This window comes from Amycolatopsis sp. NPDC114504 (genome assembly GCF_055633595.1).
Window position 1 is genome coordinate 546,247 of the sequence record NZ_JBVKDU010000006.1, and the last position, 11,942, is coordinate 558,188.

Below are 11,942 nucleotides of genomic sequence, written 5' to 3' on the forward strand. Positions count from 1 at the left end.
GACTCCTTGGGGAGGACATTCGAAGTCACAAATCCGAGGAGCGCGAGAACACCATGCGAGCGATCACCTTCTCCGCCTACGGCGGGCCGGACGTCCTGCAGCTGTCCGAGGTACCGGTGCCCGAGCCCGGCCCGGGACAAGTACGGCTGGCCATCCGGGCCGCCGGGATCAACCCGATCGACTGGAAGATCCGCAACGGCTACATGCAGCAGAACTTCCAGGTCTCCTTCCCGCACACCCCCGGTCTCGAAGTGGCCGGTGTCGTCGACGCCGTCGGCGAGGGCGCGGACTTCGCCGTCGGGGACGAGGTGTTCGGCTGGTCCGAGACCGGCGCATACGCCGAGTACGCGCTGGCGAAAACGCTTGCGCCGAAGCCCGCCGGTATCTCGTGGGCAGACGCGGCGGCGTTGCCGGTCGCCGGCGAGACGGCACTTCGCGTGCTCGGACTGCTCGATGTTCGCGAAGGCGAGACGCTGCTGGTCCACGGCGCCAGCGGCACGGTCGGGCGGTTCGCCGCGCAGGTGGCCGTCGCCAAGGGACTGACCGTCATCGGCACCGCCGGCAGCCGGAACCTCGACGACCTGAAGTCGCTAAGCGTCGTGCCCGTGCTCTACGGCGACGGCTGGGCGGACCGGGTTCGTGAGGCCGCGCCCGGACCGGTGGACGCCGTGTTCGATACGACCGGACACGGGGTGCTGCCCGGGTCGGTCGAGCTGCGGGGCACGAAAGACCGGATCGTCACCATCGCCGACGGTGCCGCTTTCGAGCTCGGCATTCCGTTCTCGAGCGGAGGCGAGCAGTCGCGTGAGGTCCTGACCGGCATCGCGAGCTGGGTGACCGACCACGGGGTCCGCATCGCCCAGGGCAAGAGCTATCCGCTCGCGGAAGCCGCCGCCGCACAGGTCGAGAGCGAAGACGGGCATCCCGGCGGAAAGCTCACGCTCGCTGTCAGCTGAACGAGCCAGCGTCTCCGTCCGGCCGGCGGAGGCCAGGGGCCGAACCGCCCGAGTGCGGCGAACGGGCCTGTCATCGGATCACGACGACAGGCCCGCGCTCACAAGACCGCGAACGCCTTCCAACCCGGGCCTGTCGCCGGATCGCGGCGACAGGGCCCGGATCACTTCGCGGGAGGCGAAGCCAGGGGGACCGGCTGAGGACGCGGGGTCCGGCGCCGCTGCTGGGCCGGGATCTTCACCGTCCCCAGCGCCGAATGCACCGACGCCTCGGCGAGCGCCGCCAGTTCACGACGGTTCTCCGCGCGCCCAGGGGCGATCTCCGGGCAGATGTGGATCTCGAGCACCAGCCCGCGCAGCGCCGCGACCCGGCGCAGGGACGCGATCAGCGACTCCGGGCCGATGAACGCCGGGCGGCTCGTCTCGCGGCCGTCCGCGAGGCGGTACCTCAGCGCGAGCGGGCGGACCGGGACGCCGCCGTCGATGGCCGCCTGGAACGTCGCCGTCGTGAATCGACCAGACGCCAGGCCGCACCACGTGGTTCCTTCCGGGGTCACGCTCACCAGCGAGCCCGTCCGCAGCGCGTCGGCAAGCGACGCCATCGTGGCCAGCAGCGTCGTCAGCCGCTCGCGGTCGAGGAAGATGCTGCCGCCGCGGCGGACCAGGCCGCCCAGTACCGGCCAGCCGGCAATCTCCTTCTTGGCCAGCGCGCGCATCGGCCGCAACGCGTTGATCGCGACGATGTCCAGCCACGAGATGTGGTTGTTGACCACCAGCGCACCACGGCCGGCGGGCGCGGTCAGGAAGTCCTCGCCGCCGTGAACGTCAAGCCGGACGCCGAACGCCCGCAGCACGCCGCGGAAGATCAGCCGGATCCGGCGCTCGCGCCCCCACGACACCAGCAACAGGGGCGCCGACAGCAGCGCCGAAAGAACGACGAGGATCGCCGCGGTGAAGCGCAGCACGCGCCGCGGGAAACCGACCACCGGCTCGCCGTCGGTCAGACATCCGTCGCCGCACGGCGAGGCCGGCATCCAGGCGTGCCTCATACCTGGACTCCGAGGAAGAACTTCAGGTACCGCTCGTCGACGTTGTGCAGGTCCAGCACGACGAAGAAGTCCGCCACGCCGAAGTCGGCGTCGAGCGCGGGCGGTCCGTAGGTCTTGGCGCCGAGCCGGACGTAGCCCTTGATCAGCGGCGGCAGGATCGAGCGGGCGGGACGTTCGATCCCCGACGCGTCCCAGGGGATCAGCGGCGAGACGCGCGTGGCCTCGTCCGAGTAGTGCTTGGTGCGCAGGACGTCCCAGACGCCGGCGGCGAACGAACCGCCGTCCACCAGCGGGACCGACGCGCAGCCGGCGAGGTAGCGGTGGCCGGACAGCAGCATGTACCGGGCGATGCCGGCCCAGACCAGGCTGACGACGGCGCCGCTGCGGTGGTCCGGGTGCACGCACGACCGGCCGGTTTCGACCAGGGACGGACGAAGTGCGTCGAGCGCGCTCAGGTCGAACTCGCTGTCGGCGTAGAGCTTCCCGGCCTGCGCGGCGCGGTCCGGCGGCAGCATCCGATAGGTGCCGACGATTTCGCCCGTGTTGTCGTCGCGGACCACGAGGTGGTCGCAGAACTCGTCGAACTCGTCGGCGTCGAGGCCGGCGATCGGCGAGTGCAGCCGCGCGCCCATCTCCTCGGCGAAAACCCGGTGACGCAGCTTCTGCGCGGCGACCACTTCTTCGTTCGCGTGGGCGACGAGAAGGGAGTACCGGGGAGCGTCCGAGGGAAGGTCGGCACCCGCCTGATCAGTGCTGACGAGGAGCTGTGACGTCGTCATGGTCAAGGTTTACCCGCGCGGAGGAAACCGCGGAGAGTGCCATCCGATGACCGATTAGTGCACGTTCAGTTAATGGCGGGTTCTCAGGCTTCTCTCAGGTCCCGGAAACGCGCGAAGGGCCTTCCGGGGTGGTCCCGGAAGGCCCTTCGGAGCGATCGATCAGCCCTTGCGCTTCTCGACCGCTTCGGTCAGCTGCGGCGCGACGTTGAACAGGTCGCCGACGATGCCGAAGTCGGCGATCTCGAAGATCGGCGCCTCCGCGTCCTTGTTGACGGCGATGATCGTCTTCGACGTTTGCATGCCGGCGCGGTGCTGGATCGCGCCGGAGATGCCGAGCGCGATGTACAGCTGCGGCGACACGGTCTTGCCGGTCTGGCCCACCTGGAACTGCGCCGGGTAGTAGCCGGAGTCGACAGCGGCACGCGACGCGCCGACAGCCGCGCCGAGCGAGTCGGCCAGCTTCTCGACGACGTCGAACTTCTCCGCCGAGCCGACACCGCGGCCACCCGAGACCACGATCGAGGCCTCGGTCAGCTCGGGGCGGTCACCGCCGGTCACCGGTTCGACGCCGGTGATCTTGGTCGACTTCGCCGCGTCGGTGGCGGGGAGCTCGACGGCTTCCTCGGCCGCCGCGCCCTCGGCCGGCTCGGTCTCGACCGCACCCGGGCGGATGGAGACGATCGGCGCGCCCTTCGCGGACTTCGACTTCACCGAGAACGCGCCACCGAAGATGGACTGGTCGATGACGCCGTCGCCGTTGACGCCCACGGCGTCGTAGATCAGGCCGGAGCCCAGGCGCACGGCCAGGCGGGCGGCGACCTCCTTGCCCTCACCGCTGGCGGTGACGAGCACGGCGGCCGGGGACGCCTGCTGCGCCAGCGCGGCGAGCACGTCCACCTTCGGCGTGACCAGGTAGTTCGCGGCGTCGTCACCTTCGGCGACATACACCTTCGCGGCACCGTGGGACGCAAGCGCCTGCTTCGCCTTGGCGGCGGTCCCGGTCGGGCCGACGACGACAGCCGACGGCTCACCGAGCGCGCGGGCCGCGGTCAGCAGCTCGAGCGTGACCTTCTTGACCTCACCGTCGACGTGGTCGACGAGGACGAGTACTTCAGCCATGTTCTTGATTCCTCCTCGAAGAGCCGTTGTCAGATGAGCTTCTGGCCGACCAGGTACTCGGCGACCTTGGTACCGCCGTCACCCTCGTCCTCGACCTTCTCACCGGCGGTGCGCGGCGGCTTCGGCGAGGATTCGGTCACGGTGGACCACGCGTTGCCGAGGCCGACCTCGCCCGCGTCGACACCCAGGTCGGCGATGGTGAACGTCTCGACCGGCTTCTTCTTCGCGGCCATGATGCCCTTGAAGGACGGGTAGCGCGGCTCGTTGATCTTCTCGCCGACGCTCACCACCGCGGGCAGGGTCGCCTCGAGGCGGGTCAGGCCGTCCTCGGTCTCGCGGACGGCCTTGATGGTCGTGCCCTCGACCGTGACCTCACGGGCGTAGGTGACCTGCGGCAGGCCGAGGAGCTCGGCGAGGATCGCGGGGATGGCGCCACCGCGGCCGTCGGAGGACTCGTTGCCGGCGATGATCAGGTCGTAGCCTTCGACCTTCGCGATCGCGGCGGCCAGCACCTTGGCGGTGGCGATCGCGTCGGAGCCGTGCAGCGCCTCGTCGGAGACGTGGATGGCCTTGTCGGCGCCCATGGACAGCGCCTTGCGGATGGCGTCGGTCGCACGGTCGGGGCCCACCGAGATCACGGTGATCTCACCCTCGCCGGCTTCCTTGATCTTAAGCGCCTCTTCGACGGCCTTCTCGTTGATCTCATCGAGCACGGCGTCGGCGGATTCGCGGTCAAGGGTGTGGTCGGACCCGTTGAGCTTGCGCTCCGAGTAGGTGTCCGGTACCTGCTTGACCAGGACGACGATGTTGGTCATGGGTCTTCTTCGACCTCCCGGTTGTGGCCCGCGGACGCACCACGGGTCAGTGCTCTACTGGCCGGTAGATTAGGGCCAATCGGCGCTCAGGACCCGCCGAGGTGACGCCATTCACCTGGATGCGCAACCTAATGGGACCATCGTCCCGGTAGTCGACCGGTTACCCCACCCGAACTGCCGTTCGTCCGATCGGACCAACCACGGCCTACTCGCAGTGGGTGTAAGGCATTAACCTCCCCCACCATGCCCTCGCGCATCGCCGTCATCACCGACTCGAGCTCCTGCCTGCCCGACCTCGTCGCCTCCCGCTGGGCCATCGGAGTCGTCCAGATCCAGCTGAACCTGGGTGGTCACTTCGACGACGAAAACCGCTTCGACCGCGGCGAGGTGATCGACGCCATGAGAGAGGGGCACGTGATCACCACTTCGCCCCCGGATCCGGGGGCGTTCTTCTGGACCTACCAGGAAGCGGCCGCCTCCGGCGCGACCGCGATCGTCAGCATCCACATCTCCGGCCGCATGTCCGACACCGTCCGCGCGGCCCGGGAGGCCGCCCAGCAGGTCCGCATCCCGGTGCACATCCTGGACAGCCGCACGACCGGGATGAGCCTGGGCTTCGCCGCGGTGTCGGCGGCCCGCGCGGCCGCGGCGGGCGCGGACGCCGACCGGGTCATCGAGGCCGCCGAACGTCGGTGTTTCACCAGCACCGAGTTCATCTACGTCGACACGCTGGAGTACCTCCGCCGAGGCGGGCGGATCGGCGCCGCGCAGGCGATGGTCGGCACCGCGTTCTCGATCAAGCCGCTGCTCACGGTCAAGGACGGCGAGGTCGCGCCGCTGGCCCGCGTCCCCGGCACGCGGCGGGCGCTGGCCAAGATGGTCGATCTCGCGGTCAAGAAGTCCGGCGGCTTCCGCGCCGACATCGCCGTGACCCGGTTCGGCGCGAGCGACCACGAACTCGAGATCGGCCGGCAGATCGAACGCCGGGTGCCGGCGATGGCCGAGAGCATGGTCGTCGAAGCGAGCACAGTCATCGGCGCGCACCTCGGCCCGGGCGCGCTCGGCATCACGGTGTCACCGGTGTACTGACCCGGCGACCCGGAATCACCAGCAGCACGAGCGGCACCAGCACGGTGAGCCCCGTGAGCGCGATGATGAGCACCTGGTCGATCGTCTCGAAATGCGACACGTGCCCGAGGTGGTACACGAAGTGCGGAACGCTGTAGAGCAGCGCCGCCACCGAAGCCAGCCGGGCCGCGGCTGTGGTGCCGATCACGGCGGCGCCGATCAGCGTCGCCGCGAGCGCCAGGTTGAGCCCGCCGAAGTCGCGCAGCAGGTGCTCGTTGAAGGGGCCGTCCATCGAGACCCAGCCCGTGCGGACGCCGGGAAAGTCCTGGTAGAAGCCCATTGGTGTGATCAGCGGCCACAGTCCGATCGGGACCTCGATCAGGCCGAAGAGGACGAGCAGAACGCGGGTGATTGTCCGTTGCATGACCACGGAACGAGACGGCCGGGCCGGACGTGACACCCGCTAGGGTCGCGGAGGTGACCACCCCAGCCACCCGGGCCGAGGCGCTGCACCTGACCGGCGAACGGACCGTCCCCGGCATCGCCGAGGAGAACTACTGGTTCCGCCGCCACGAGGCCGCCTACCTCGCCCTGCTCCCCCACTGCGCGGACGCGACGGTGCTCGAAGCCGGCTGTGGCGAGGGCTACGGCGCGAGCCTCCTCGCGACCACCGCCCGCCGGGTGCTCGCGCTCGACTACGACGTGCCGACGACCGAGCACGTCACCCGCCGCTACCCCGAGCTCGCCGTCGCGCGGGCGAACCTGGCGTTCCTGCCGGTGCGCGACGGCGCTGTCGACGTCGTGGCCAATTTTCAGGTCATCGAGCACCTGTGGGACCAGGCCGGGTTCCTCGCCGAGTGCCGGCGGGTGTTGCCGCCGGGCGGCAAACTGCTGGTCACGACGCCGAACCGGCTGACATTCACCCCGGACAGCGACACGCCGCTGAACCCGTTCCACACCCGGGAGCTGGCGCCGGCCGAGCTCGAGGGACTGCTTGTCGACGCCGGTTTCGACGTCGAAGCGCTCCACGGCCTGCACCACGGCGAGGCCGTCCGCACGCTCGACGAGCGCTACGGCGGGTCGATCATCGACGCCCAGCTCGACGTGGTCATGGGCTCGCTGCCCGGCCAGGCCGTCTGGCCGCAGGCGCTGCTCGCCGACGTCGCCGCGATCGAGGCCACCGGGTTCGACATCCACGGCGATGACCTCGACGCCAGCCTCGACCTGGTCGCCGTGGCGGTGCGCCGATGAACGAAGGCACCTTTTGCCTCGTCGTGCACAGCCACCTGCCGTGGTTGCCGCACCACGGGAGCTGGCCGGTCGGCGAGGAATGGCTCTACCAGGCGTGGGCGCATTCGTACCTGCCGATGGTCGACCTGCTCGAGCGGTTGGCCGCCGAAGGCCGACGAGACGTGCTGACGCTGGGTGTCACACCGGTGCTCGCCGCGCAGCTCGACGACCCGTACAGCATCCGCGCGTTCCACGACTGGCTCGGCCATTGGCAGCTGCGGGCCCAGCACGCGTCGACGTTGTGGCGGGGCGACCCGGTCCTGCGCGAGCTGGCGGCGGCCGAACACCGGACCGCGGTCCGCGCGGCCGAGGAGCTGGGCACCCGCTGGCGCCACGGCTTCTCCCCCATCCTTCGTTCGCTGGTCGACAACTCGACGATCGAGCTGCTCGGCGGGCCATTGGCCCACCCGTTCCAGCCGCTGCTGGACCCGCGGGTGCGCGAGTTCGCGCTGAACGCCGGCCTCGACGACACGGCGTTGCGGATCGGCTCGCGGCCGGAAGGGATTTGGGCGCCGGAGTGCGGCTACGCGCCTGGTATGGAAACGGACTACGCGGCCGCCGGCGTGCGGCGCTTCATGGTCGACGGGCCGTCGCTGCGTGGCGACACCTGGGCCGCGCGCCCGGTCGGCGACAGCGACGTGGTCGCTTTCGGGCGAGACCTCGAGGTCACCTACCGCGTCTGGTCGCCGAAGGCCGGCTACCCCGGCCACGCCGCGTACCGCGACTTCCACACCTGGGCGCACGAGGTCGGGCTCAAGGCGTCGCGCGTCACCGGGAAGACGGTCGAGCCGCCGGACAAGGCGCCGTACGACCCGTCGCTGGCCGCGGACGTGCTGGGACTGCACGTCAAGGATTTCGTCGACACCGTGGTGACGCGGCTGCGTTCGCTGAAGAAGCAACACGGACGCGAGGCGCTCGTGGTCGCCGCGTACGACACGGAGCTGTTCGGGCACTGGTGGCACGAAGGGCCTGCTTGGCTGGAGGGCGTGCTGCGCGCGCTGCCCGAGGCGGGCGTCCGCGTGACGACGCTGAAGGGCGCGCTCGACGCGGGGCTCGTCGGGGAGCCGATCGCGCTGCCCGCGTCGTCGTGGGGGTCGGGCAAGGACTGGCGCGTCTGGGACGGCGAGCAGGTCAAGGACATGGTCGACGCCAACACCGCGCTGCAGGAGCGGCTCCTCTCGCTCGTTGCCGGTTTGCCGACCACGGCGCGGGACACCGTCGCCGACCAGGCCGTGGCCGAGGCGATGCTAGCGCTGGAGAGCGACTGGGCTTTCATGGTCACTAAGGACTCCGCCGCGGACTACGCGCGCCGCCGCGCGGCGGTGCACACCGAGCGCTTCGACGCCTTGGCCGGATCGCTGCGACGCGGCGACCGCGCACGGGCCGAGGAGCTGGCGGCCGCCTACCGCGCCGACGACGGACCGTTCGGGCACCTCGACGCCCGGGCGCTGAAGCACGACTGAAAGGGACTCCATGGGGATCCACGAAATTCCGGTCAAGACGCTCGACGGGCAGGACAGCTCGCTGGCCTCGCTCGCGGGCAAGGCGTTGCTCGTGGTCAACGTCGCGTCGAAGTGCGGCCTGACGCCGCAGTACTCCGGCCTCGAGCGGCTGCAGGAGCGGTTCGGCGGCCAGGGCTTCTCCGTTGTCGGTTTTCCGTGCAACCAGTTCGCGGGTCAGGAGCCGGGCAGCGCGGAGGAGATCCAGACGTTCTGCTCGACGACCTACGGCGTCACCTTCCCGCTGTTCGAGAAGATCGACGTCAACGGCGAGGACCGGCACCCGTTGTACACGGAACTGACGAAGACGGAGGACACCGAGGGCGCGTCCGGCGACGTCCAGTGGAACTTCGAGAAGTTCCTGGTCGGCGCCGACGGCGAGGTCCTGGCGCGGTTCCGGCCGCGGACCGAGCCGGAGGACGACGCGGTCGTCAAGGCCATCGAGGCTGCGCTTCCGGCGTGACGAGGGCGGGGGACGGCTGTCCCCCGCCTCCCCCGGAATTCACCGGATCGACTGACTGCTGCGGCCATCCGGGTATCACGGAAACCGATCCGGAAATGATTCCCATGAGCCTTTGGCTCGAATCAAGGGTGATCAGCCTGCCCTTTTCCCATCCGCACGCCGAATACTTCTGTGGACGCCATTCCGGCGCCATCGTGCGGAGAAGGGATCATGGGATGAGTACCTCCAGACGACGGGTCACGCTGGCCGCGCTCCCTGTGGCACTCGGGCTGTTGCTGGCCGGACCCGCGGTGGGCACCGCGTCGGCCGCGCCGTCGTCCGACGCCGGCCAGGCCCGCCACTGCATCCTGTGCGTGGACCACCACCATCACCACCACGGGCACATTCACCTGCTGGGTCTGCACCTCGGACTCTGGCTGTAGATCCCGGTCGCGCCGGGGCGGAGTGCGGCCGCCCCGGCACGGCGCCGTTCAGAGGCCCAACTGCTCGCGTCCGACCGCGTTGAGGTCGTCGATCGTGGCGCGACCGGTCCAGTTCACCTCGTAGTCTTCGGGCGCGAAATCGCCCGGACTCGCGCTGGCCAGGAATGCGCGTCCGCATTTTTCGGCATAGGCGGCGTTCTTCGCGCAATGCGGGCTCGCCGGGATGTACATGACGTTTCCCCAGCGCTCCGGATTGGTTCCGTCGGCGACCGCGTGGACGACGTCGCCGTGCCACCAGACCGTGTCGCCCGGTTCGATCGCGGGGATCGAGGTCAGGGCGGGCAACAGGTCGTCGTGGTACTTGTCGCTCACCGGCAGGGCCTGGCCGTTGGCGGCGCCGCAGAGGTCGTCGTCGGGGATGTCGTCCTGCAGCGCTCGGAGCAGCACGTACGCCATCGCCGACGGAATCGGCACCACGTGCAGCACGCCGTCGCCCTGGTGCATTTCCGACAACGCCGTCCAGCCCTGGAAGGTGCGGAAGGCCGAGCACATGACCGTCGACGGGTATTCGTCGACTTCGGCGCGGTAGGCGCCGTCCCACGGGTCGTACTGGTGCCAGTTTCCGGCGAAGACGTGACGGAAGACCTGCTGGTAGGCGGGCAGCAGCCAGCGTTCGACCGAGCCTGAGTCGGTGTGAGCGGACAGGCCGAGCGACGCCGAGCCGGGCGGGCGCCGGCGGATGCGGTCGGGGTAGGCCGTGTCACGATCGGGGTCGAACCACACGCGGCCCTCGGACTCGTGCCGCCAGAAAGAATTGAGGAACCGCCGGACGGCGACCATGTGCTCGTGCTGCCGGGCCTGGATCTGCGGCTTCGACCAGTAGACCGGGTAGATCTGCGGCTGGCTCGACGCGAGGCCGGCGAAGACGTCGTCGGCCGGACCCTGGTAGGTCCCGGCGAAGTCGTTGTCGGCGAGGTACGCGGCCAGTTCGGCGTCCCAGGCTTCGGCCGTTTCGCGCGCGAAGGTGCCCTTGACGACGGCACAGCCACGGCGCCGGACGGCGTCGAGCGTGCGCTGCGGCACGGTCCCGCCGGCGATGTCGCGGTAGCGGACCACGGGGAAGGCGTCCGGGTCGGCGGCGACGGCATCGACCTCCCGCCGCATCGCGTCGCGCACCTCGGCGAACACGCCGGCGACGTCGCCGATCCGGGCGCGCAGTTCGTGCTTGGTCCGCGACATGGCCTCGGACATGTTCGTGGGCAGCTCTGTGGTCGTCATCGGTCTCCTTGATCTTTGGTTAGGACTCCTTACTAGAATGTCCCGGCTACGGTAACCCCTGTCCGTCTCCCGCCACAAGAGGTGCGATGTCCGACCCCGACCGGCCGCTTCCGCGCCTGGCGATGCTGCGGGCCATGACCGACCGCGCGGTGCTCGACCAGGTCTTCGTTCACGGCCGTACCACGCGCGCGGAGCTCGCCTCGACCACCGGGATCTCGAAGCCGACGATTTCCGAGTCGGTCCGCCGACTGGAGACGGCCGGCGCGCTGCGGGCCACCGGCACCGATCAGACCGGCCGCCGCGGCCGGATCGCCACGTTCTACGAGCTGGCCGCGGACGCCGGTCGCGTCGTCGCCGCGGAGGTCAACCAACAGGGCGTCCGCACGATCACGACCGACCTCACCGGGACGGTCCTGGCCACCGAGCGGCACCTGCCCGGCGACCGGCCGGTGACGGCCGCGGTCCGGGACGTCGTCGCCGCCGCGAGCGGAGTGGGCTCGGGTCCGGTGCGGGCGATCGCGATCTCGGTGGCCAACCCGGTCGACCCGGTCACGCACGAGGTCGTCGCGCTGCCGGGGTCACCGTTTCCCGAGGGGGCGCTGCGGGCCGAGGAGATCGGGCGTGACGTTCTGCTCGACAACGACGTCAACTTTTCCGCGCTCGCCGAACGACGGGAGGGCGCCGGGCGGGAGGCGAAGAGCTTTGCGTACGTCTACGTCGGCGCCGGGCTCGGTGTCAGTCTCTACGTCGGCGACCAGCTCGTGCGGGGCTCGCACGGACTCGCGGGCGAGATCGGGTACCTGGACAGTTCGGGGTCGACGCTCGCGTCGGCGCTCGCCGACCAGGGTTTCGGCAGGTCCGACGCGCCCTCGCTGGACGTCGACGCGATCTTGACCACGCTCGACCAGGCCGCCGTCGACGCCGTGGCCGCCGAACGGCTACGGCTGCTCGGCGCGACGCTCGGACGGGCCGTCGCCGCGATCTGCACGATCGTCGATCCGGATCTGGTGCTGCTGGGCGGCCCGGCGGGGAGCCGGCCCGGCCTTGTTGCCGAAATCCGGCGGACGGTCCGCGCGGCGGCGCCGGGGCCGGTCCGGGTGGAGACGGGGGCGGTGACGGACTCGGCGGCCTTGCGCGGCGCGTTGTTGTCGGCGCTCGACCACGGGCGGGACGGACTGGTCAAGGCCGTCGCTGAAAGCTGACCACG

At 70.3% G+C, this 11,942-nt stretch carries 13 protein-coding genes; 7 read left to right on the forward strand and 6 right to left on the reverse strand.

From position 1 onward, the window contains the following. Nucleotides 1–53 precede the first annotated feature (53 nt). Nucleotides 54–956 (forward strand): NADP-dependent oxidoreductase, encoded by a 903-nt coding sequence (locus ACZ7PG_RS44350; RefSeq protein WP_470245213.1) that lies wholly within the window; start codon nt 54–56, stop codon nt 954–956. 161 nt (nt 957–1,117) lie between these two features. On the opposite strand, the gene ACZ7PG_RS44355 is transcribed toward ACZ7PG_RS44350, so the two are convergent. The 4 genes from ACZ7PG_RS44355 to ACZ7PG_RS44370 all read right to left on the reverse strand — a co-directional run bounded on the left by ACZ7PG_RS44355 (nt 1,118) and on the right by ACZ7PG_RS44370 (nt 4,715). Further along, entirely contained in the window at nt 1,118–2,002 is an 885-nt protein-coding gene (locus ACZ7PG_RS44355) for a lysophospholipid acyltransferase family protein (protein WP_470245214.1), read from the reverse strand. Beyond that, entirely contained in the window at nt 1,999–2,781 is a 783-nt protein-coding gene (locus ACZ7PG_RS44360; RefSeq protein ID WP_470245215.1) for a GNAT family N-acetyltransferase, read from the reverse strand. Before ACZ7PG_RS44360 ends, ACZ7PG_RS44355 begins: the two co-directional genes overlap by 4 nt. 159 nt (nt 2,782–2,940) lie before the next feature. Beyond that, nucleotides 2,941–3,900: an electron transfer flavoprotein subunit alpha/FixB family protein gene (locus ACZ7PG_RS44365; RefSeq protein ID WP_470245216.1), complete on the reverse strand. Its 960-nt coding sequence runs from the start codon at nt 3,898–3,900 to the stop codon at nt 2,941–2,943. Between the two features lie 29 nt (nt 3,901–3,929). After that, a complete protein-coding gene (locus ACZ7PG_RS44370) occupies nt 3,930–4,715 on the reverse strand; it encodes an electron transfer flavoprotein subunit beta/FixA family protein (protein WP_470245217.1) in 786 nt (261 codons plus the stop codon). Nucleotides 4,716–4,958: 243 nt separating this feature from the next. Here ACZ7PG_RS44370 and ACZ7PG_RS44375 point away from each other — a divergent pair, with 243 nt between their 5' ends. Beyond that, nucleotides 4,959–5,804, forward strand: a complete 846-nt coding sequence (locus ACZ7PG_RS44375; protein ID WP_470245218.1) for a DegV family protein — start codon at nt 4,959–4,961, stop codon at nt 5,802–5,804. Here ACZ7PG_RS44375 and ACZ7PG_RS44380 read toward each other — a convergent pair. Further along, nucleotides 5,782–6,207: a hypothetical protein gene (locus ACZ7PG_RS44380; RefSeq protein ID WP_470245219.1), complete on the reverse strand. Its 426-nt coding sequence runs from the start codon at nt 6,205–6,207 to the stop codon at nt 5,782–5,784. The two genes, ACZ7PG_RS44375 and ACZ7PG_RS44380, sit on opposite strands and share 23 nt — an antisense overlap. A 53-nt stretch (nt 6,208–6,260) precedes the next feature. On the opposite strand from ACZ7PG_RS44380, the gene ACZ7PG_RS44385 reads away from it, so the two are divergent. The 4 genes from ACZ7PG_RS44385 to ACZ7PG_RS44400 all read left to right on the forward strand — a co-directional run bounded on the left by ACZ7PG_RS44385 (nt 6,261) and on the right by ACZ7PG_RS44400 (nt 9,457). Further along, nucleotides 6,261–7,034, forward strand: a complete 774-nt coding sequence (locus tag ACZ7PG_RS44385; RefSeq protein WP_470245220.1) for a class I SAM-dependent methyltransferase — start codon at nt 6,261–6,263, stop codon at nt 7,032–7,034. Further along, complete coding sequence (locus ACZ7PG_RS44390; RefSeq protein WP_470245221.1) at nt 7,031–8,536, forward strand: 1,4-alpha-glucan branching protein domain-containing protein; 1,506 nt, start codon at nt 7,031–7,033, stop codon at nt 8,534–8,536. The genes ACZ7PG_RS44385 and ACZ7PG_RS44390 overlap by 4 nt, the downstream gene beginning before the upstream one ends. A gap of 10 nt (nt 8,537–8,546) precedes the next feature. Beyond that, nucleotides 8,547–9,035: a glutathione peroxidase gene (locus tag ACZ7PG_RS44395; RefSeq protein WP_470245222.1), complete on the forward strand. Its 489-nt coding sequence runs from the start codon at nt 8,547–8,549 to the stop codon at nt 9,033–9,035. A gap of 215 nt (nt 9,036–9,250) precedes the next feature. After that, entirely contained in the window at nt 9,251–9,457 is a 207-nt protein-coding gene (locus ACZ7PG_RS44400; protein WP_470245223.1) for a hypothetical protein, read from the forward strand. A 48-nt stretch (nt 9,458–9,505) separates the two neighbouring features. Here ACZ7PG_RS44400 and ACZ7PG_RS44405 read toward each other — a convergent pair whose 3' ends face one another. Beyond that, complete coding sequence (locus tag ACZ7PG_RS44405; RefSeq protein ID WP_470245224.1) at nt 9,506–10,735, reverse strand: YbiU family protein; 1,230 nt, start codon at nt 10,733–10,735, stop codon at nt 9,506–9,508. Nucleotides 10,736–10,821: 86 nt separating this feature from the next. On the opposite strand from ACZ7PG_RS44405, the gene ACZ7PG_RS44410 reads away from it, so the two are divergent. After that, on the forward strand, nt 10,822–11,937 hold the full coding sequence (locus ACZ7PG_RS44410; RefSeq protein ID WP_470245225.1) for an ROK family transcriptional regulator: 1,116 nt from the start codon (nt 10,822–10,824) through the stop codon (nt 11,935–11,937). Nucleotides 11,938–11,942: the final 5 nt, after the last annotated feature.